This is a genomic window from Streptomyces sp. PR69, assembly GCF_026420845.1.
Taxonomy (GTDB): Bacteria; Actinomycetota; Actinomycetes; order Streptomycetales; family Streptomycetaceae; genus Streptomyces.
Map to the genome: position 1 here is coordinate 12,718 of NZ_JAOWCB010000010.1, position 19,392 is coordinate 32,109.

Sequence of the window (19,392 nt, forward strand, 5' to 3'; positions counted from 1 at the left end):
CCACTCACCGCCGAGCCCGGGAGTGGAGTCGCCGCGCCCAGGCATGCCTCTGTGCACCCGCGCATCACACACCTCTCCCTCACCCTGGAGTGATCTCTGCCATGAGCACCGTCCGTAACGCCCGTACCTCCCACACGGCCTCCCGCGCCCCGCGCCGTACCTCCGCCGCCCTGTCCCGTCTCGCCGTCGCCACCGGAGTCGCCGCCTCCTCCGTGCTGCTGCTCTCGGGCACGGCCTTCGCGCACGTCACCGTCCAGCCGCAGGGCGAAGCGGCCAAGGGCGGCTATGCGACGGTCAACTTCAAGGTCCCCAACGAGCGGGACAACGCCTCCACCGTCAAGCTTGAGGTGAGCTTCCCCGCCGACCACCCGCTGGCCTCCGCAATGCCCCAGCCGGTGCCGGGCTGGAAGGCGGAGGTGACCAAGTCCAAGCTGGACAAGCCGCTGGAGATGCACGGAAAGCAGATCACCGAGGCGGTCACCAAGATCACCTGGACGGCGACCGACTCCAAGATCGCCCCCGGTGAGTTCCAGCAGTTCCCGGTCTCGATGGGCAGACTGCCCGAGAACGCCGAGCAGCTGGTGTTCAAGGCCCTCCAGACGTACGACAACAAGGAGGTCGTGCGCTGGATCGAGGAGCCGGTGGAGGGCGGCGAGGAGCCCGAGTCCCCCGCGCCGGTCCTGAAGCTGTCGGCCGCGACCGACGACCACCACGGCGGGGGCAGCGGCTCGTCGCACACCGCCGGAGACAAGAAGGACGACACGAAGCACGGCGAGGCGAAGGACGGCGGGGCGAAGGACGGCGAGGCGAAGCACGGCGGGGCGAAGGACGGCGAGAAGTCCTCGGCCGCCGCCGACGCAAGCGACACCACCGCCCGCGTCCTCGGCATCGCCGGCATCCTCGTCGGCGCCGCCGGTGTGGCCTTCGGCGTGCTGGCCCGACGCGGTCGCGCCTCCTGACACACCGAACCAGACATCTGGAATATTTCACCCATGCGTACGAAGACTCTGCTCGCGGCCGCGCTCATCGCGGCCGCCGGGCTCACCCTGTCCGCCTGTGGAAGCGACGGAAAGAACGATTCCGCGGGCAGCGCCGTCGCCGAGGTCTCCGCCCAGCCGAAGACCAAGGCGGCCACGGTGCTCGACCAGCCGTTCACCAAGCCCGACCTGGTCCTCACGGACACCAAGGGCGAGCAGTACGACCTGCGCGAGCGGACCAAGGGCAAGCCGACGCTGATCTACTTCGGCTATACACACTGCCCCGACGTCTGCCCGCTGACGATGAGCAACATCGCCATCGCCATGAAGCAGCTCCCCCAGGCCGACCGCGACAAGCTCCAGGTCGTGTTCGTCACCACCGACCCCGAGCGGGACACCTCCGCCGAGCTCGCCAAGTGGCTGCCGAGCGCGGGCGATCCTTCCTTCACCGGGCTCACCGGCGACTTCTCGACCATCCAGGCCGCGGCCCGCTCGATCGGCATCGGCATCGACCCGCCGAAGAAGAACAAGGACGGCACGGTCGAGTCCATGCACGGCGCCCAGGTCATCGCCTTCTCCCCGAAGACCGACCAGGGCTATGTGCTGTACGGGGAAGACACTTCCGCCGACGACTACGCCAAGGACCTGCCCAAGCTGATCCAGGGGGAAAAGCCGTGAGCCGCCGCCTCACCCGTACCGCGGGTTCCTTCCGCATATCCCGCGCGGCGGCGCTCGCCGCGGCCGTGTCCCTGGCCGCGGGGGCGGCGCTGACGGGCTGCTCGTCGAGCGCCTCCGGACCGGAGTTGAAGGTGAGCGGGGCGTTTATGCCGCAGCCCGTCAGCGAGATGGCGGCGGGCTTCCTCACCGTGGAGAACACGGGGGACGCGGCGGACAAGCTGACCTCAGTCACCAGTGACATCTCCGACGACGTCGCCATCCACGAGAGCGTGAACCAGAAGATGCGGGAGGTGAAGTCCTTTGACATCCCGGCCGACGGCCATCTCGACCTCGAACGCGGCGGCCGCCACATCATGTTCATGAAGCTCAAGAAGCAGCCCCGGCAGGGCGAGAAGGTCGCCGTGGAGCTGCACTTCGAGAAGTCCGACCCGATCAAGGTCGAGCTTCCCGTCGAGGCGCCCAACCACAACCCGCAGCACGCGAAGAAGCACTGAGGGGCTGGTCACGCCATGGAAGCCATCCCCGCCCCGGACTTCGGGACCGCCACGCCCGCAGCTCGGCGGCGCGCGCCCGCCCGTCTGCGAGCACTCGCCGCCCGGCCGCTGGTCGCCACCCGGCCGCCGCTGGTTGCCGTGCTGATGCTGGCCGGCACGCTGCTGGCCGCGTTCGGCACCGTGCTGACCGGTGCGAACCCGGCCGCGGCCCATGCCGCGCTGACGGCGAGCGACCCGAAGGACGGGGCGGTGGTGGCCACCGCCCCCAAGCAGGTCACCCTCACCTTCTCCGAGCAGATCGCGCTGGGCGAGAACGCCATCCGGGTCCTCGAACCCAGCGGCAAGCGCGCCGACACCGGCGAGATCCGCGAGATCGGAGAGAACGGGGCGATCGTCTACGGCGTCGGGCTGCACGCCGGACTGCCCAACGGCACATACACCGTGGCCTGGCAGGCCGTCTCCGCGGACAGCCATCCAGTGTCCGGAGCGTTCACCTTCTCCATCGGAGCGCCCTCCGAGACCGCGGTCGCGCTCCCCCAGCAGACCGCGGGCGGCGGAGTCGTCGGCGTGCTGTACGACATCGCCCGCTATGCCTCGTACACCGGTTTCATACTGCTCGCGGGCGGCGCGGCCTTCGTGCTCGTCTGCTGGCCGCGCGGCGCCCGCGTACGGCCGCTGCAACGCCTCGTCGTACACGGCTGGGTGACGCTCACCGCGGGCACCCTGGCCACGCTGCTGCTCCGCAGTCCGTACACCACCACCGGCGCGCTCGGGGACGCCTTCGATCTCACCGGCCTCGGGCTGGTCCTGGAGACGAAGACCGGAGCGGCGCTGGTCTCACGGCTGCTGCTGCTCGGCGCGGCGGCGCTCTTCGTCGCGGTGCTGTTCGGCGCATACGCACGCGGCGACGAGATCGACAGCGGTACGGTCTCCGGCGCATACGACAGCCCCGGCGACGGCGACAGCGACAGCGACAGCGACAGCGACAGCGACAGCGACAGCGACAGCGACAGCGACAGCGACGGCAACGCGAACGCCGGGCAGAGCGAGGGAGGCCGGGCCGGGCGGAAGGACCTCGCCTTTGGTCTGGCCGTCGGCGGCACAGTCGTCGCCGCCGGCATCGCCGCCACCTGGGCGCTGTCCGAACATGCCTCCACCGGCATCCAGCCGGGCGTCGCGATGCCCGTGGACGTGATGCACCTGCTGGCCGTCGCCGCCTGGCTCGGCGGTCTCGCGGCGCTGCTGACCGTGCTGTACCGCGGCCCGGCGATTGAGCGGGCGGCGGTACGGAAGTTCTCGGCGGTCGCGTTCGGCAGCGTCGTCGTCCTGGCCGTGACCGGGCTCTACCAGTCCTGGCGTCAGGTCGGCTCCTGGACGGCGCTGACCGGGACCGCGTACGGGCAGCTGCTGATGCTCAAGGTGGGGCTGGTCGTCGTCCTGCTCGGTGTGGCCTGGGTCTCGCGGCGGTGGACGGCGCAGCTCGCCGAGGCGCCCGCGGACGATGCCCCCGCCCCCGCCAGGACGGCGCAGTCCGGGAGCAGGAAGCCGTCCAGGAAGAAGGCCGCCGCCAAGCCGGCGGGCGGCGACCTTGAGCGGGCCGCCCAGCTGGCGCGGCAGCGGGCCGCGGTGGCCACAGCCCAGCGGAAGAAGGCGCGCGACGCCGACCCGCAGCGCTCCGGGCTGCGCCGCTCCGTACTGGCCGAGGCCGGTGTCGCCGTCGTGCTGCTGGCCGTGACGACGGCGCTGACCTCCACGGAGCCCGGCCGTACGGAGGAGGAGGCAAGCGCCGGGCAGGCGGCCGCCGCGGCCCCGGCCGGCGGCCCCACCGAGCTGAAGCTGCCGTTCGACACCGGCGGCGAGAACGGCAAGGGCACACTCCTGCTCACCCTCGACCCGGCCCGCTCCGGCGGCAACGAGCTGCATATGTGGGCCAGCGCACCGGACGGAAAGCCGCTCGACGCCCCCGAGGTGAAGGTGTCCTTCACCCTTGAGGACAAGCAGATCGGCCCGCTGCCGGTCACCCCCGACCGGCTCTCGGCAGGTCACTGGAGTGCGACCGGGGTGCAGATCCCGATGCCCGGCGACTGGCAGCTCAAGGTGACGGTGCGCACCTCCGACTTCGACCAGACGACGGTCAAGAAGAACGTGCAGATCGGCTGACGTATGACACCGCAGAACGAGACCCCGAACGAGACGACGGAGCAGGAACGGCGCATCATCTCGCGGCGTCGGCTGCTCGGCACGGCGGGGGCCGCCGGCGCGACCGGGCTGGCACTCGGCGCTGCCGGGGGCGCGGCGGTCCACGCCGCCACGGCGGATCCGGCCATGGAGCTGAGCACGCTCGGCTCGACCGGCATCCCCTTCCACGGAGAGCGCCAGCCGGGCATCACCACACCGCTCCAGGCCCGCGGCCATCTGATCGCCTTCGACCTCGCCCCGGGCGCGGGCCGCAAGGAGGCGGCCGCACTGCTGCGCCGCTGGTCGCGGCTGGCGGCGGAGCTGATGGCGGGGCGGCCCGCAGGGGACGGCGACACGGGCGTCGCCCTGGACGCCGGTCCGTCCTCGCTGACGGTCACCTTCGGCTTCGGCCGTACGTTCTTCGACCGTACGGGCCTGACCGCCCGGCGGCCCGCGGGGCTCGACCCGCTGCCCGCGTTCTCCTCCGACCAGCTCGACCCCAAGCGCTCCGACGGGGATCTGTGGGTGCAGATCGGGGCCGACGACGGGCTGGTCGCCTTTCACGCGCTGCGCGCCGTCCAGCGGGCGGCGGGCGACGCCGCGCGGGTGCGCTGGCAGATGAACGGCTTCAACCGCTCCCCCGGCGCGACCCGCTCCCCGATGACCTCCCGCAATCTGATGGGCCAGGTCGACGGAACCAACAATCCGAAGCCGTCGGACCCCGATTTCGACCGGCGGATCTTCGTCCCGGCGGACAGCGAGGCCGCCGAGGGGGATCCGGCGTGGATGGCGGGCGGTTCGTACGCGGTCGTGCGCCGGATCCGGATGCTGCTGGACGACTGGGAGAAGCTTCCACTCGACGGGCAGGAGAAGGTGATCGGCCGCCGTAAGTCGGACGGGGCGCCGCTGACGGGCGGCTCGGAGACGACGCCGCTCGCCCTCGACAAGACCGGTCCGGACGGCAAGCTCGTCATTCCGGACAATGCACACGCCCGTATCTCAGCGCCGGAGGCGAATGGCGGTGCGGCGATGCTGCGGCGGCCGTTCTCCTTCCACGACGGGATCGGCCCGGACGGCGTCGTGGACGCCGGGCTGCTGTTCATCTGCTGGCAGGCGGACCCGCTGCGGGGCTTCGTGCCGGTGCAGCGCAAGCTCGACCGCGGGGATGCGCTGTCGGCGTTCATCCGGCACGAGGCGAGCGGGCTGTTCGCCGTGCCCGGCGGTGCGCGGGAGGGCGAGTACGTCGGCCAGCGGCTGCTGGAATCCTGAACCTCGCCTTCGGCTGGCGGCTGGCGGCTGGCGGCTGGCGGCTGGCGGCTGGCGGCTGCTGGAATCGTGAACCTCGTCTGCGACCTGCGACCCTGCTATTAGGGTGACGTTGATGACCGCGCCCGCCAGCCGCCAGCAGGGATGACGCATGTCCGCTACCCGCTATACCTATCTCGGCCCCGAGGGCACCTTCACCGAGGCCGCGCTGCGCACCCTCCCGGAGGCCGCCACCCGGGAGCTGGTGCCGATGCTGTCGGTGCCCGCGGCGCTCGACGCCGTACGGAACGGGGAGGCCGCGGCCGCACTGGTGCCGATCGAGAACTCCGTGGAGGGCGGGGTCACCGCGACCCTGGACGAGCTGGCCTCCGGACAGCCGCTGATGATCTACCGCGAGGTGGTGCTGCCGATCGCCTTCGCACTGCTGGTGCGGCCGGGGACGAAGCTGTCCGGGGTGAAGACGGTGACCGGGCACCCGGTGGCCCAGCCCCAGGTGCGCAACTGGCTGCGCGACCATCTGCCGGACGCTCACTGGGAGTCCGCCGCCTCGAACGCGGACGGGGCGCGGCTGGTGCAGGAGGGCCGCTACGACGCCGCCTTCGCCGGCGAGTTCGCCGCCGCCACCTATGGCCTTGAGCCGCTTGTCACCGACATCCACGACGCGGAGAACGCGGAGACGCGCTTCGTCCTGGTGGGGCGGCCGGCCAGGCCCGCTGCCCCCACCGGCGCGGACAAGACGTCGGTGGTCATCTGGCTGGGCGACGACCACCCGGGGGCGCTGCTGGAGCTGCTCCAGGAGTTCGCGGTGCGCGGCGTCAACCTGATGCTGATCCAGTCCCGTCCCACGGGCGCGGGAATCGGGAACTACTGCTTCGCGGTGGACGCGGAGGGGCATATCTCGGACCGGCGGGTGGGTGAGGCGCTGATGGGGCTGAAGCGGATCTGTCCGAAGGTGCGGTTCCTGGGGTCGTATCCGCGCGCCGGGGTCTCGCCGGAGGATGTGCGGCCGCTGCGGAAGGGGACGACGGACGAGGAGTTCCTGGCGGCGTCCGACTGGCTGGCGCGGTGCCAGGACGGGCGGGGCTGAGAGACCGCCCCGCCCGGCGGCGCGCCGTCCCCGGCCCGCCGGTCGTACCTGCCGATTTTCACCGTCGCCCGCTGTCCACAGGACTTATCCACAGGTGGCCATCTCGATCTGGGGACAAGTCGACATCGCCACCGGCCAGCCACCCGACATCGTCGACAAATCACCTCACTGACTCCAGATCGGTCCACAGGGTGCAGGATTCCCCGTGTCACCTCAATTCCTTCGATCAACTCTTTAGAGCGAGGAATTCCCACCTGAATGAGTGTGTGAAGTGGGTTGAGAAGGGGAACTAATGGGCCCCGCAGCGCGGGACCGCAGAACGATCTCCAGCCCAGTCCACAGGCGGTTCACACACCCTGTGGATAACTTTCCGCAAGATCGCATTCCTGTGGACAAGCACACCCAGGCAGGGGCGTCCGGCGCAGCGGCGCATACCCTGATCCGGTGATCGGAAGCGATTCCCTTGACCGCCGCATTGACGCTTTTGAAATTCACCTCTATTCCGGCAATTCGGGCAAAAAGATACGCATGTCACTATCGCGTGAGGTGGGGGCCAGTCCGCACCGGTAGCCTGGTGGGGTGATTGACCTTCGCCTGCTCCGTGAGGACCCCGACCGTGTTCGCGCCTCCCAGCGCGCCCGTGGAGAGGACGTCGGCCTTGTCGACGCCCTGCTCGCCGCCGACGAGCGGCGCAGGTCGTCCGGCGTCCGCTTCGACGAGCTGCGCAGCGAGCAGAAGTCGCTCGGCAAGCTCATCCCCAAGGCGTCTCCCGATGAGCGCGCCGAGCTGCTGAAGCGGGCCGAGCAGCTGAAGGCCGACGTCAAGGCGGCCGACGCCGCCCAGGGCGAGGCCGATGAGGAGACCAGGCGCCTGCTGCTCCAGCTCGGGAATCTGGTCCACCCGGACGTTCCCGTCGGCGGCGAGGAGGACTTCGTCGTCCTGGAGACGCACGGCACGATCCGCGACTTCGGCGCGGAGGGCTTCGAGCCCAAGGACCACCTGGAGCTGGGCGAGGCGCTGGGCGCCATCGACGTCGAGCGCGGCGCGAAGGTGTCCGGCTCGCGCTTCTACTACCTGACGGGCGTCGGCGCCCTGCTGGAACTGGCGCTGGTCAACGCCGCGATCGCACAGGCCACCGAGGCCGGGTTCACCCCGATGCTGACGCCGACGCTGGTGCGGCCGCGCGCGATGGAGGGCACCGGCTTCCTCGGCCAGGCCGCGGAGAACGTGTACCACCTGGAGAAGGACGACTACTACCTGGTCGGCACCTCCGAGGTCCCCCTCGCCGCGTACCACATGGACGAGATCATCGACGCCGACAAGCTGCCGCTGCGGTACGCGGGCTTCTCGCCCTGCTACCGCCGCGAGGCGGGGACCTACGGCAAGGACACCCGCGGGATCTTCCGTGTGCACCAGTTCGACAAGGTCGAGATGTTCTCGTATGTCGCGCCGGAGGAGTCCGAGGCGGAGCACAAGCGGCTGCTGGAGTGGGAGAAGCAGTGGCTGACCAGCCTTGAGCTGCCGTTCCAGGTGATCGACGTCGCCACCGGCGATCTGGGCGCGTCCGCCTCGCGTAAGTACGACTGCGAGGCGTGGATCCCCGCCCAGGGCAAGTACCGCGAGCTGACTTCGGCGTCGAACTGCAATGAGTTCCAGGCCCGGCGGCTGTCCGTGCGGATGCGCGACGGCAAGAAGGTGGCCCCCCTGGCCACTCTGAACGGCACGCTGTGCGCCGTGCCGCGCACCATCGTGGCGCTGCTGGAGAACCACCAGCTGGCCGACGGCTCCGTGCGGGTTCCCGAGGTGCTGCGGCCGTATCTGGGCGGCCGTGAGCTGCTGGAGCCGGTCGCCCGGTGAGCCTGCCGTACCGCCTGATCGCGACGGATCTCGACGGCACGCTGCTGCGCGCCGACGAGACCGTCTCGCAGCGCACCCGCGACGCGCTCGCCGCCGTGACGGAGGCGGGCGCCGCGCACATCGTCGTCACCGGCCGGGCGGTGCCATGGACCCGGCATATCCTCCAGGACCTGGGATACGAGGGCCTGGCGGTCTGCGGCCAGGGCGCCCAGGTCTACCACGCGGGCGAACAGCGGCTGCTGACCTCGGTGACCCTCGACCGCCAACTCGCCGGCCTCGCCCTGTCCAAGATCGAGGCGGAGGTCGGCCCGCTGGCGCTGGCCGCCAGCAGGGACGGACTGTACGGCGAGGTGCTGGTTGGAGCGGGCTACCGGGTCCAGGAGGGGCCGCTTCCCGTGGTGCCTTTCGACGACCCGTCGGAGCTGTGGTCCGCGCCGCTGAACAAGATCTACATCCAGCACCCGGAACTGGACGACGATGCCCTGGCCGCTGCGGCCAGGGCCACCGTCGGCACCTTGGTGGACGTGGTCATGGCGGGCCCCGGAGTCGTGGAGATCCTGCCGCTCGGGCTCACCAAGGCGACCGGCCTCTCCCTGGCGGCCCGCCGCCTCGGGCTGCGGGCCGCGGACACGATCGCCTTCGGCGACATGCCGAACGACATCCCGATGTTCGGCTGGGCGGCGCACGGCGTGGCGATGGCCAACGCCCACGACGAGCTGAAGGCCGTCGCCCACGAGATCACGGCCTCGAACGAACACGACGGCATCGCGGTGGTCCTGGAGCATCTTCTCCGCACCGCCTGAACGGCCTGAACGGCCTGATCCGCTTCGCGGTGCCGCAGCCTGCCGACCGCTGTCCCCGAACTGGTGCTCTGCCCCAGCCCCCAAAGTGCCCCTCATCATGGACGCCGTCCAGGGGTGTCCGACGGAGGTACGGCGCGAAGCCGCCGTACCGGGTGCGGCGGCAGCCCCGCCGTGCCCCTCGCCGCACGGGGCCTGGGGGCGAAGCCACCGGGTAGTGCGGGAGGGGGCGGCCCGCGCGGATGCGCGCTCGAAGCGGCCGCCCCCTGGGCAGCTCCCGGGCGGCTCCGCGGAGTCATCGGTGGCTACTCCGCGGCCTGCCCCGCGCTGCCCCGGCGGGAGCCCGACGGACCGCACCCGTACTGCCCGCACCGGCGGTCCACCGTCGCGCTCCACTCCCGGCTGGTGGCCTCACCACTGTGCCGTTCCGGGCACAGCGGACGCCACCGGATTATCCGCCCGCGACTGCACTCACCGCTCGCGGGACCCACTCCTTACGGGACCCACTCCTCGCGGAACCCACTCCTCGCGGGGCTCACTCCTCGCGGGGCTCACTCCTCGCGGGGCTCACTCCTCGCCCGCGAGCTTGAGCACCCGCAGCTTCTGGCCCGCGTACCACGTCGCCGCGGCCGTCACGCCTGCCAGCAGCGCCACCGCGGTCGGCAGGCCCACATCGGAGCCGATCAGCCCCTCGCCCGCGATCCGTTCGGCCAGCGACAGCGACCACTGCTGGACGCTGAGGGTGCGGGCGCCCGGGACCAGGCTGCCGAAGAGGGTCTCCCAGACCAGCGCGTAAACAAGCCCGATGACGACGGCATGCCGGCTGACCGTCCCCAGCAACAGAAAGAGGGCGCTGTACGCGATCGAGGCGACGAGCGCCGCGAGGGTGTACGCGATGGCCACCTGCTGGCCGTTGCCGTTGAGTATGAAACCGGCGATCAGGGTCGGCACGGCGGAGAACACCATCGTCACCGCGATCGCCACGGTCAGCTTGGTGACGATGATCGTCGGCCGCTTCACCGGCTTCGCGAGCAGATAGACGATCGACCCGTCGTCGATCTCCGGCCCGATCGCGCCGGTGCCCGCGATCACTCCGATCAGCGGCACCATCACGGCGAGCGCGAATCCGCCGAGCACATCGGCCGCCACCTGGTCGTCCACGCCGTTGAAGGCGCGCACCGCGACGGCGATGGCGAGCAGCAGGGCGGGCAGGACGAACAGGATCGCGGCCCGCCGCCTGCCGAGCACGGCCCGATAGGTGAGCCGGGCGACTGTGGGGTGGTACATGGAAGTCACCGCTCCTTTCTGTCGGGCCGTCAGGCCGCTACGAGGTACGAGAAGACCGACTCGAGCGACTCGTCCGAAGGCGAGACCGTGAGCAGCCGGATGGAGTGTTCGCGGGCGACCCGCGGCAGCAGTTCGGTGAACCGCCCGAAGTCGACGGCCTGGATGCGCAGCGCGCCCTCCGTCACATCGACCTCGATGCCGGCGGTCGACGGGTCGGAGATCAGCGCCGCGGCCAGCGCACGGTCGTCGCTGGACCGGACGAGATAGCGGTGCGGCCGGTCCGTCATCAGCCTGCGGATCCTGCGGAAGTCGCCCGACGCGGCATGCCGGCCGGCGACGATCACCTCGATATGGGAGGCGAGTTGCTCGACCTCCTCCAGGATGTGGGAGGAGAAGAGCACCGTGCGGCCCTCCGCGCCCATACGCCGCAGCAGATCCATCAGCTGCATGCGCTGGCGCGGGTCCATGCCGTTGAACGGCTCGTCGAGCAGCAGCACGGACGGCTCATGGACCAGCGCGGACGCCATCTTCACACGCTGGCGCATCCCCTTGCTGTAGGTCGCGATCTTGCGGTCCTGGGCGTACTCCATCTCGACCGTGGCGAGCGCCTTCTGCGCCTCCCGCTTGCCCAGGCCGTGCAGTTCCGCGTTGGCGACCACGAATTCCCGGCCGGTGAGGAAGTCGTACATGGCCTCCCGCTCGGGCACGATGCCGATCTTCCGGTAGACCGACTCATTGCGCCAGATCTGCTGCCCGTCGAGGGTGACGGCGCCGGTGGACGGGGCGAGGAAGCCGCCCATCATGTTGATGAGCGTGGACTTGCCCGCGCCGTTGGGGCCGAGCAGTCCGGTGACCCCGGGGCCGATGCGCATGCTGACGTCGTTGACGGCGACGACGTTCCCGAACCAGCGCGAGGCATGGTCGATATCGATGACGGACATCACAGACCGACCTTTCGGTAGCGGCGCATCAGGATGCCGTAGGAGCCGGCGATGAGCGCGAGGACGACGAGCAGATAGACCACACCCGCACCCGCACCGGGTGCGGCGGAGCTGCCGCCCGGGAAGGCGGTGGCCGCGCCGAGGAAGGCGCTCTGCACACCGTCTATGAGGGTGATCGGGGAGAACAGGCCCAGCCACTGGACGGCGTTGGTCGAGCCCGTCTCAAGGGCGATGGCCTGGACGGTGGAGACCGCGCCGTAGGTGATGGTCAGCGTGGCGATCACCGCGGCGACGCCGAAACCGCGGCGCGGGGTGAGCGCGGCCATGACGAGGCCGATCCCGCCGAAGAGGAGGGAGAGCAGCCCCACCGAGACCAGCCCCTGTCCCAGCTCCAGCGTCTGCTCGGACAGATCCATCTTGGCGAGCAGGGAGCCCAGATAGAGGATCAGCAGCGGGGCGCCGGTGAGGATGAACAGGGCCGTGGCCATCGCCCCGTACTTGGCGAGAACGTAGTCGACCCGCTCGATGGGGCGGGAGAAATACAGGGGGACGGTCTTGAAGCGCAGGTCGCGGGAGACGGTCTGCGGCGCCTGGGCGGCCAGATACAGCCCGATGACGGCCTGCATCACGATGGCGTAGCGCGTGTAGTCGACCGGCAGGTCATCCAGGTCGGTGGCGACGGCGACCGCGACGATGATGGCCGCGGGCAGGCACATCACCCCGAACAGGATCATCGGAAGGACCTTCGACTTGGCGCTGCGGCCCAGTCCATAGGCCCCGCGGAGCGACTGGGAGTAGAGGGAGCGGCGCGCATAGGCGCGGCCGAGCCGGGGCCCCTCGTAGTTGCGGTACCCGATGTTGTGGATCTGTGTGGCGGTATCGGCGCTCATCGGGCCTGCACCTCCATGGCGTTGTCGGCCGGACGGGCCGCGGCGTCGGGGCGGGCCGCGGCGGCGTCCGGGCGGAAGACCTCGGCGATGTGGTGGCGGCGCTGCTCCATGCGTACGAGGCCGAGGCCGAGCTTGGCGACGGCGTCGCGCACGATGTCGTATGTCTCCTCGCCTGCTGCTTCCAGCAGGACGATATGACCGGCTCCGGGCAGGCCCTCCTCGAAGCCCGCGTGCAGCGTCACCCCGGCCGCGGTGAGCGCCTCGCGCAGCGCGGACGTGCCGTCGGGGCAGGCGTCGGAGTCAGTGACCTCGACTGCGAGCGTCGCCGTCGCCTGGGTGAAGTCGCTGGTGGAGCTGGACCGCAGCAGCGTGCCGCCGTCGATGACGACGACATGGTCGCAGGTGCGCTCCAGCTCGCCGAGAAGGTGCGAGGTGACGAGGACGGAGATGCCGAAGTCGGTGTGGACGCGGCGGATCAGGCCGAGCATCTCGTCACGGCCGACGGGGTCGAGGCCGTTGGTCGGCTCGTCCAGGAGGACGAGTTTCGGGTCGTGGACGAGGGCCTGCGCGAGCTTCACACGCTGCTTCATGCCGGTCGAGTAGCCGCCCATGGGGCGGTACCGCTCCTCGTACAGACCGACGTGGCGCAGCGTGTCCGCGGTGCGCTCACGGGCGGCGGTCGGGGGCAGCCCGGACATGCGCGCCATATGGACGACGAACTCCGTGGCAGAGACGTCGGGCGGCAGACAGTCGTGCTCGGGCATATAGCCGACCCGCTCGCGGATGGCGGCGCCGCTCGTGGCGACGTCGAGGCCGAGCACCGAGGCCCGGCCTTCCGTGGCGGGCGACAGACCCAGCAGGATCTTGATCAACGTGGACTTGCCGGCTCCGTTGGCGCCCACCAGGCCGGTCACACCGGGGCCGATGTCCAACGAGAGCCGGTCAAGAGCGGTCACTCTGGGGAACCGCTTGCTCAGGCTTTCGGTCGCGATCACAGTCACACCTCGACGGTAGTGGCGCAGAACACAGGGGTCGTCAGCCTCGGCGGCTGGTTCCGGCTCCGACTCGAGGCGTAGAGGCCCGTAGGGGGCTACGACCTAAGAGAACACAGCCGCGCGACTTTCGTCGGTTGTCCACAGGCGGGACCGGTGGAGGCGCGGCGGGTTATCCACAGGCCGTGCAGGACCCTTGACGTCGCCGTCGTGCATTGTCACATTCATCAGTGTCAAGTTACGTCGGGTGTACCGCTCAGGGACGGACGGTGGCATGACCTTGGCAGTGGCAAGCGAACTGACCGCGGATCTGCGGGGGTTCAGAGAAGCACAGCGTCTCGCGTATGACTGCGCTGAGGCGGTCGCGGCGCAGCTGAAGCCGGGCGTCACGGAGCGCGAGGCCGCTCGGATGCAGCGTGAGTGGCTGCGCGAGCGGGGTGTGCGGGACTGGTTCCATCTGCCCTTCGCCTGGTTCGGGGACCGCACGGCCTTCACGGACTTCCGGATACCGCTGCAGTTCTTTCCGACCGGTCGCGTCCTTGAGCCGGGGATGCCGTTCGTCCTCGACATGGCTCCGGTGTACCGCGGCTGCACCGCCGACATCGGGTATTCGGGATGCCTGGGGCCGAGCCCGTTGCACGGCAAGCTGATGGCCGATCTGAAGGAGCACCGGGAGCTGATCCTGCGGGAGGTGCGCGAGCGGCGTCCGCTGCGGGAGATCTATGAGGACGTGGACCGGCTGATGGTCCGGCAGGGATATGCGAACCGGCACCGCGCCTATCCCTTCGGGGTCATCGCCCACAAGGTCGACCGGGTGCGGCAGCGCCGCTGGTCGCCGACGCTGTTCGGCTTCGGCACCCAGGCGCTGAAGGGACTGGCGAGCGACGCCCTGCACGGCCACCGGGAGGGCTGGTCGCCGCTGTGGAGCCCGTACCGCTTCTCCGACCATCCGCCGCAGCCGGGGCTGTGGGCGGTGGAGCCGCACCTGGGCTTCCGGGGCGTCGGCGCGAAGTTCGAGGAGATCCTGGTGGTCACCGACTCCCGGGATCCGGAGCAGAGCGCGTTCTGGCTGGATGACGATCTGCCGCATGTGCGGCGCTGGCGGGAGGACATCTGATGGCGGGCGTGCGAGCCGGGAAGGAGTCGAGCATGTCAAGGGCGTCGGGTTCGCCGGGGGCATCGCGGCTGCCGGGGGCGCGGGAGCGCTGGGTGCGTACGGGCGGGGTGGAGCTGTGCGTGGCAGAGCTGGGAGACGCCTCCCGCCCGTCCATCGTGCTGGTCCATGGGTATCCGGACTCGAAGGAGGTGTGGTCCAAGGTCGCCGAGCGGCTGGCGGACCGCTTCCATGTCGTGCTCTACGACGTCCGGGGGCACGGCCGCTCAACCGCGCCGGTCCCGCTGCGCGGCGGTTTCACCCTGGAGAAGCTCACGGATGACTTCCTGGCCGTCGCCGATGCGGTGAGCCCGGACAGGCCGGTGCATCTCGTGGGGCACGACTGGGGGTCCGTGCAGTCGTGGGAGTTCGTCACCGTCAGGAGAACGGAGGGCCGTATCGCCTCCTTCACCTCGATCTCCGGCCCGTCGCTCGACCACTTCGGGCACTGGCTGAAGAAGCGGATGAGCCGTCCCACGCCCCGGCGAGTCGGACAGCTGCTGGGCCAGGGCGCCAGGTCCTGGTACGTGTATGCGCTGCACACCCCGGTGCTGCCGGAGCTGGCCTGGCGAGGGCCGCTCGGCAAGCGGTGGCCCGCGCTCGTCCAGCGGGTGGAGAAGACATCGGGGGACGACTACCCCACCGCTTCGCTGCCGGTGGACGCCGCGCACGGGGCATGGCTGTACCGGGACAATGTCCGCGCCCGGCTGCGCCGGCCGAGGGCCGACGCCTTCGCTCATGTCCCCGTTCAGCTCATCACGCCGACCGGCGACGCGTTTCTCTCCGAACGGCTCTATGACGATCTGGGCGAGTGGGCACCGGACTTGACCCGCCGCACGCTCGCCGCGAAGCACTGGGCTCCGCGCAGCCGGCCCGATCAGCTGGCCGCCTGGATCGCCGACTTCGCCTCGGCGCACGAGGACGGCGTCGGTCCCGGCGCTCCGCCGGCCGTGCCGGCCGTCACACGTCCCGCGCCGGGCGGGGCCTTCGCCGAGCGGTTCGGCGGGCAGCTGGTGCTGGTGACCGGGGCGGCGAGCGGCATCGGAAGGGCGACGGCCTTCGCCTTCGCCGAAGCGGGGGCGCGGGTCGTGGCCGTCGACCGGGACGGGGACGGGGCGGCCAGGACCGCGGAGCTGTCCCGGCTGATCGGGGCTCCCGACGCCTGGGGCGAGACGGTGGACGTCAGCGACGAGCAGGCCATGGAGAAGCTCGCGGAGAAGGTCGCCGCCGAGTACGGCATCGTGGATGTGCTGGTCAACAACGCGGGCATCGGGCTGTCCGGCCCCCTTCTGGAGACGACGGCCGAGGACTGGCGCACGGTCCTCGACGTCAATCTGTGGGGCGTGATCCACGGCTGCCGGATATTCGGCAGGCAGATGGCGGAACGCGGCCAGGGAGGCCATATCGTCAACACGGCCTCGGCCGCCGCCTATCTGCCCTCCAAGACCCTGCCCGCCTACAGCACCTCCAAGGCCGCTGTGCTGATGCTGAGCGAGTGTCTGCGCGCGGAGCTGGCCGCGAAGGACATCGGCGTCACAGCGGTCTGTCCGGGCTTCGTCAACACCAACATCACCTCCACGGCCCGCTTCGCCGGGGTCGACGCGGCGGAGGAGAAACGCCGCCAGAAGAAGTCGGCCCGGCTGTACGCGCTGCGCAACTATCCGCCGGAGAAGGTCGCCACGGCCGTACTGCGGGCCGTACTGCGCAATGAGGCGGTGGCGCCGGTGACGCCGGAGGCACGGGGGGCCCTGCTGCTGTCCCGCTTCGCGCCGAGTGTGCTGCGCGCGATAGCCCGCTGGGAGCCCCGGCTGTGACGGCCGGGCAGTCCACCCAGTCCGTCGCCGAGTACCGGATCGAGGATCTGGCACAGCGCAGCGGCGCCACGGTCCGCACCATCCGGGCCTATCAGGACCGCGGGCTGCTGCCGAAGCCGGAACGGCGCGGCCGGTCCAATGTCTATGGCGCCGCTCATCTCGCCCGGCTGCGCCAGATCGCGGATCTGCTGGACCGCGGCTACACCCTCGCCTCCATCAAGGAACTGCTGGAGGCATGGGACGCCGGCCGTGGACTGGGCGGGGTGCTCGGGCTCGTCGCCGAGGTGCAGGGCCCGTGGTCGGACGAGGAGGCGGCCCGGATCACCCGCGCGGAGCTGGACGCCAGATTCGGCGGGGAGCCGGACGAGGAGGCGGTGGCGGAGGCGATAGAGCTGGGCGTGCTGGAGCCCGTTCCGGGACGGGACGATGAGTTTCTGGTGCCCAGCCCCCAGGAGCTGGCGGTGGCAGTTGAGTTGTACGCGGCAGGTGTGCCGCTCTCCGCGATCTCCGGGCATCTGAGGGAACTTCGCGGTCAGGTCGAGCACATCGCCTCCCGCTTTCTGGAGTTCACCACGGAGCATGTCTTCGCCCGCTATCTGGGGCACCGGCCTCCGACGGATGCGGATGCGACCGAGGCCGCGGCGCTCGTACGGCGGTTGCGCCCGCTGGCCCAGCAGACCGTGGACGCCGAACTGGCACGCGCGATGCGGATGTTCGCCACGCGCCACCTCCAGCAGCATCTGCGCCCGGACGGCCCGCCGCCCATGGCGTCGTCTCCGCGGACGGTGACGCTGCCCGCGGAGACGATACGGGCCGTACAGCGGCTCGTTGGCGACGAGGACACCGCCGCATTCATCGCGGCCGCGGCTGAACGGGAGGTTAAGGCAAGGACGTTGGACACGCTGACCGCAACGGGACATGGCCCACCGGACGGTCGCCAACAGGCGTGAATCCTGGGCGCGTTGTCCACAGAGAGGCCAATGGGCCTGTGGATAACCCGGATTGGCTGTGGATCAAACCTTTTCGATCACCTGCATTGACTGAATTCTTAGTGGCGTCTTGCCTCAGGCGAGCTGTGCCGGCGCCTCCGTGGCGATGCGTTCAAAGACCGCCTGGTCCGCTGCGAAGACCGAGTCCGGGATCGGGCTGTGGACGGCGATCTCCGTGATGCCCAGCGCGAAGTGCCGGCCGGCGAAGTCGACGAAGGCGTCCAGGGACTGCAGCGGGCCGTCGCGGTCCGGGGTGAAGCCGGTGAGGAGGATCTTGTCCAGCTCTGCGGAGTCGCGGCCGATGTCCGCGCACGCCTTGTCGAGCTTGTCGATCTGGCCGCGGATCGCCTCGCGGGACTGGGCCGGGGTGCCCGACTCGGACAGCTTGGGGTCCCCGGTGGTGACCCATGCCTGCCCGTGCCGCGCGGCGAGCTTCATCCCCCGCGGCCCGGTCGCGGCGATGGCGAAGGGCAGCCGCGGACGCTGGACGCAGCCGGGGATGTTGCGGGCCTCCACCGCCGAGTAGAACGCCCCGTCGCTGGTGACGGAGGGCTCGCTCAGCAGCCGGTCCAGCAGCGGGACGAACTCCGCGAGCCGGTCGGCCCGCTCGCGCGGCGTCCATGCCTCCTGGCCGAGCGCCGTCGCGTCGAAGCCCGTACCGCCGGCGCCGATGCCCAGGGTGATACGCCCGCCGGATATGTCGTCCAGCGAGATCAGCTCCTTCGCCAGGGTCACCGGATGGCGGAAGTTCGGCGAGGTGACCAGCGTGCCCAGCCGCAGCCGCTCGGTAGCGGCGGCCGCGGCCGTCAGTGTGGGGACCGCGCCGAACCACGGGCCGTCGCGGAAGGTGCGCCACGACAGGTGGTCGTAGGTGTACGCGGTGTGGAAGCCGAGCCGCTCGGCGCGCAGCCACTCGTCACGGCCGCCCTCGTGCCAGCGTCGGACAGGGAGGATCACGGTGCTCAAACGCATGACGCCGAGGGTACGGGCTCCCGCTGACACGCCCCCATGCGGCACAGGAAACCCCAGGTCCTCGCTGCCCTCAGGGGGCGCGCACTCAGATGTGCAACCAGGCGCACGCCCGTGCGCCCTCATACGGGAGAATGGATCTGTGATCCCAGACACCGATCCCCGCACGCTGTCCGCCACGCCCCGGTTGATCGCCACTGATCTCGACGGCACTCTGCTGCGCGACGACAAATCGGTCTCGGAGCGTACGATCGCCGCCCTCGCGGCCGCGGAGGAGGCGGGGATAGAGGTCTTCTTCGTCACAGGCCGCCCGGCCCGCTGGATGGACGTCGTCAGCGCGCATGTCCATGGCCATGGACTGGCGATTTGCGCCAATGGCGCGGCGGTGGTGGATCTGCACGCAGGCGGCGAGCTGCTGAAGGTCCACGCGCTGGAACGGGAGCATGCGCTCAGCGTCGTACAGGCGCTGCGCGACGCCGCACCGGGCACGTCGTTCGCCGTCGAACTGACGACCGGCATCCATTACGAGCCGGAGTACCCCCCGTTCCAGACGGACCCGGGGGCGACGGTCGCCGCCGCCGAGAAGCTGCTCCAGGAGGATCCGTCCGGCAGCGGCGCCCCGCTGCTCAAACTGCTCGCCCACCACGGCGAGCTGTCCCCCGACGGCTTCCTCACGCTGGCCCGCGCGGCTGCGGGCGAGTTCGCGTCCTTCACCCGCTCCAGCCCCAGCGCCCTGCTCGAAGTCAGCGGACTGGGCGTGAGCAAGGCGAGCACGCTCGCGCTGTGCTGCGCGGAGCGCGGGATCTCCGCCGACGAAGTCGTCGCGTTCGGGGACATGCCCAATGACGTGGAGATGCTGACGTGGGCCGGAACCTCGTATGCGATGGGCAACGCCCATCCGGAGGTGACCGCGGCGGCGTCCGGACGGACGGTGGCCAACAACGACGACGGCGTCGCGGTCGTGATCGAGGAGATCCTCGCGAACCGCCGCCGGAGCGCGGCGGGCTGATCTCACCGCCA

At 70.5% G+C, this 19,392-nt stretch carries 17 protein-coding genes; 12 read left to right on the plus strand and 5 right to left on the minus strand.

Annotation, left to right across the window (positions count from 1 at the left end):
• The first annotated feature begins 101 nt into the window (after positions 1 to 101).
• The 8 genes from OF819_RS12305 to OF819_RS12340 all read left to right on the plus strand — a co-directional run bounded on the left by OF819_RS12305 (position 102) and on the right by OF819_RS12340 (position 9,340).
• A complete protein-coding gene (locus tag OF819_RS12305; protein WP_267243508.1) occupies positions 102 to 959 on the plus strand; it encodes a YcnI family protein in 858 nt (285 codons plus the stop codon).
• 33 nt (positions 960 to 992) lie between these two features.
• Positions 993 to 1,655, plus strand: coding sequence for an SCO family protein (locus OF819_RS12310; protein WP_267243509.1), 663 nt, complete (start codon positions 993 to 995; stop codon positions 1,653 to 1,655).
• Positions 1,656 to 1,690: 35 nt separating this feature from the next.
• Positions 1,691 to 2,149 carry a copper chaperone PCu(A)C gene (locus tag OF819_RS12315; protein WP_267243656.1) on the plus strand — a complete coding sequence of 153 codons (459 nt, stop codon included), beginning with the start codon at positions 1,691 to 1,693 and terminating at the stop codon, positions 2,147 to 2,149.
• A 144-nt stretch (positions 2,150 to 2,293) separates the two neighbouring features.
• Complete coding sequence (locus OF819_RS12320) at positions 2,294 to 4,309, plus strand: copper resistance CopC/CopD family protein (protein ID WP_267243657.1); 2,016 nt, start codon at positions 2,294 to 2,296, stop codon at positions 4,307 to 4,309.
• A 3-nt stretch (positions 4,310 to 4,312) separates the two neighbouring features.
• Positions 4,313 to 5,596, plus strand: a complete 1,284-nt coding sequence (efeB, locus tag OF819_RS12325; protein ID WP_267243510.1) for an iron uptake transporter deferrochelatase/peroxidase subunit — start codon at positions 4,313 to 4,315, stop codon at positions 5,594 to 5,596.
• 148 nt (positions 5,597 to 5,744) lie between these two features.
• The gene (gene pheA, locus OF819_RS12330; protein ID WP_267243511.1) at positions 5,745 to 6,680 is read left to right on the plus strand and encodes a prephenate dehydratase; all 936 of its coding nucleotides are present in this window, start codon (positions 5,745 to 5,747) and stop codon (positions 6,678 to 6,680) included.
• Positions 6,681 to 7,259: 579 nt separating this feature from the next.
• A complete protein-coding gene (gene serS / locus OF819_RS12335; RefSeq protein WP_267243512.1) occupies positions 7,260 to 8,537 on the plus strand; it encodes a serine--tRNA ligase in 1,278 nt (425 codons plus the stop codon).
• The gene (locus tag OF819_RS12340; RefSeq protein WP_267243513.1) at positions 8,534 to 9,340 is read left to right on the plus strand and encodes an HAD family hydrolase; all 807 of its coding nucleotides are present in this window, start codon (positions 8,534 to 8,536) and stop codon (positions 9,338 to 9,340) included. The genes serS and OF819_RS12340 overlap by 4 nt, the downstream gene beginning before the upstream one ends.
• A 564-nt stretch (positions 9,341 to 9,904) precedes the next feature.
• Here the strand turns inward: OF819_RS12340 and OF819_RS12345 are convergent.
• From OF819_RS12345 to OF819_RS12360, 4 genes are read right to left on the minus strand one after another with little or no spacing between them, the layout of a single operon-like run.
• A complete protein-coding gene (locus OF819_RS12345; RefSeq protein WP_267243514.1) occupies positions 9,905 to 10,624 on the minus strand; it encodes an ABC transporter permease in 720 nt (239 codons plus the stop codon).
• 29 nt (positions 10,625 to 10,653) lie between these two features.
• A complete protein-coding gene (locus OF819_RS12350) occupies positions 10,654 to 11,565 on the minus strand; it encodes an ABC transporter ATP-binding protein (RefSeq protein ID WP_267243515.1) in 912 nt (303 codons plus the stop codon).
• Positions 11,565 to 12,455 (minus strand): ABC transporter permease, encoded by an 891-nt coding sequence (locus tag OF819_RS12355; protein WP_267243516.1) that lies wholly within the window; start codon positions 12,453 to 12,455, stop codon positions 11,565 to 11,567. The genes OF819_RS12350 and OF819_RS12355 overlap by 1 nt, the downstream gene beginning before the upstream one ends.
• Positions 12,452 to 13,450, minus strand: a complete 999-nt coding sequence (locus OF819_RS12360) for an ABC transporter ATP-binding protein (RefSeq protein ID WP_267243658.1) — start codon at positions 13,448 to 13,450, stop codon at positions 12,452 to 12,454. The genes OF819_RS12355 and OF819_RS12360 overlap by 4 nt, the downstream gene beginning before the upstream one ends.
• A gap of 271 nt (positions 13,451 to 13,721) precedes the next feature.
• On the opposite strand from OF819_RS12360, the gene OF819_RS12365 reads away from it, so the two are divergent.
• From OF819_RS12365 to OF819_RS12375, 3 genes are read left to right on the plus strand one after another with little or no spacing between them, the layout of a single operon-like run.
• Positions 13,722 to 14,564: a M24 family metallopeptidase gene (locus tag OF819_RS12365; protein ID WP_267243517.1), complete on the plus strand. Its 843-nt coding sequence runs from the start codon at positions 13,722 to 13,724 to the stop codon at positions 14,562 to 14,564.
• A gap of 32 nt (positions 14,565 to 14,596) precedes the next feature.
• The gene (locus OF819_RS12370; RefSeq protein WP_267243518.1) at positions 14,597 to 16,414 is read left to right on the plus strand and encodes an SDR family oxidoreductase; all 1,818 of its coding nucleotides are present in this window, start codon (positions 14,597 to 14,599) and stop codon (positions 16,412 to 16,414) included.
• Positions 16,411 to 17,364 (plus strand): MerR family transcriptional regulator, encoded by a 954-nt coding sequence (locus OF819_RS12375; protein ID WP_267243519.1) that lies wholly within the window; start codon positions 16,411 to 16,413, stop codon positions 17,362 to 17,364. Before OF819_RS12370 ends, OF819_RS12375 begins: the two co-directional genes overlap by 4 nt.
• Positions 17,365 to 17,478: 114 nt before the next feature.
• Here the strand turns inward: OF819_RS12375 and OF819_RS12380 are convergent, their stop codons facing one another.
• Positions 17,479 to 18,375, minus strand: coding sequence for an LLM class flavin-dependent oxidoreductase (locus OF819_RS12380; protein ID WP_267243520.1), 897 nt, complete (start codon positions 18,373 to 18,375; stop codon positions 17,479 to 17,481).
• Positions 18,376 to 18,514: 139 nt separating this feature from the next.
• On the opposite strand from OF819_RS12380, the gene OF819_RS12385 reads away from it, so the two are divergent.
• Positions 18,515 to 19,381, plus strand: a complete 867-nt coding sequence (locus OF819_RS12385; protein ID WP_267243521.1) for a Cof-type HAD-IIB family hydrolase — start codon at positions 18,515 to 18,517, stop codon at positions 19,379 to 19,381.
• Positions 19,382 to 19,392: the final 11 nt, after the last annotated feature.

Bases quoted from the DNA above. Each gene is read 5' to 3' on its own strand.
- OF819_RS12305 (WP_267243508.1), top strand. From the start codon at position 102: ATGAGCACCGTCCGTAACGCCCGTACCTCCCACACGGCCTCCCGCGCC.
- OF819_RS12310 (WP_267243509.1), top strand. From the start codon at position 993: ATGCGTACGAAGACTCTGCTCGCGGCCGCGCTCATCGCGGCCGCCGGG.
- OF819_RS12320 (WP_267243657.1), top strand. From the start codon at position 2,294: ATGCTGGCCGGCACGCTGCTGGCCGCGTTCGGCACCGTGCTGACCGGT.
- efeB (WP_267243510.1), top strand. From the start codon at position 4,313: ATGACACCGCAGAACGAGACCCCGAACGAGACGACGGAGCAGGAACGG.
- pheA (WP_267243511.1), top strand. From the start codon at position 5,745: ATGTCCGCTACCCGCTATACCTATCTCGGCCCCGAGGGCACCTTCACC.
- OF819_RS12345 (WP_267243514.1), bottom strand. From the start codon at position 10,624: ATGTACCACCCCACAGTCGCCCGGCTCACCTATCGGGCCGTGCTCGGC.
- OF819_RS12350 (WP_267243515.1), bottom strand. From the start codon at position 11,565: ATGTCCGTCATCGATATCGACCATGCCTCGCGCTGGTTCGGGAACGTC.
- OF819_RS12355 (WP_267243516.1), bottom strand. From the start codon at position 12,455: ATGAGCGCCGATACCGCCACACAGATCCACAACATCGGGTACCGCAAC.
- OF819_RS12365 (WP_267243517.1), top strand. From the start codon at position 13,722: ATGACCTTGGCAGTGGCAAGCGAACTGACCGCGGATCTGCGGGGGTTC.
- OF819_RS12370 (WP_267243518.1), top strand. From the start codon at position 14,597: ATGTCAAGGGCGTCGGGTTCGCCGGGGGCATCGCGGCTGCCGGGGGCG.
- OF819_RS12380 (WP_267243520.1), bottom strand. From the start codon at position 18,375: ATGCGTTTGAGCACCGTGATCCTCCCTGTCCGACGCTGGCACGAGGGC.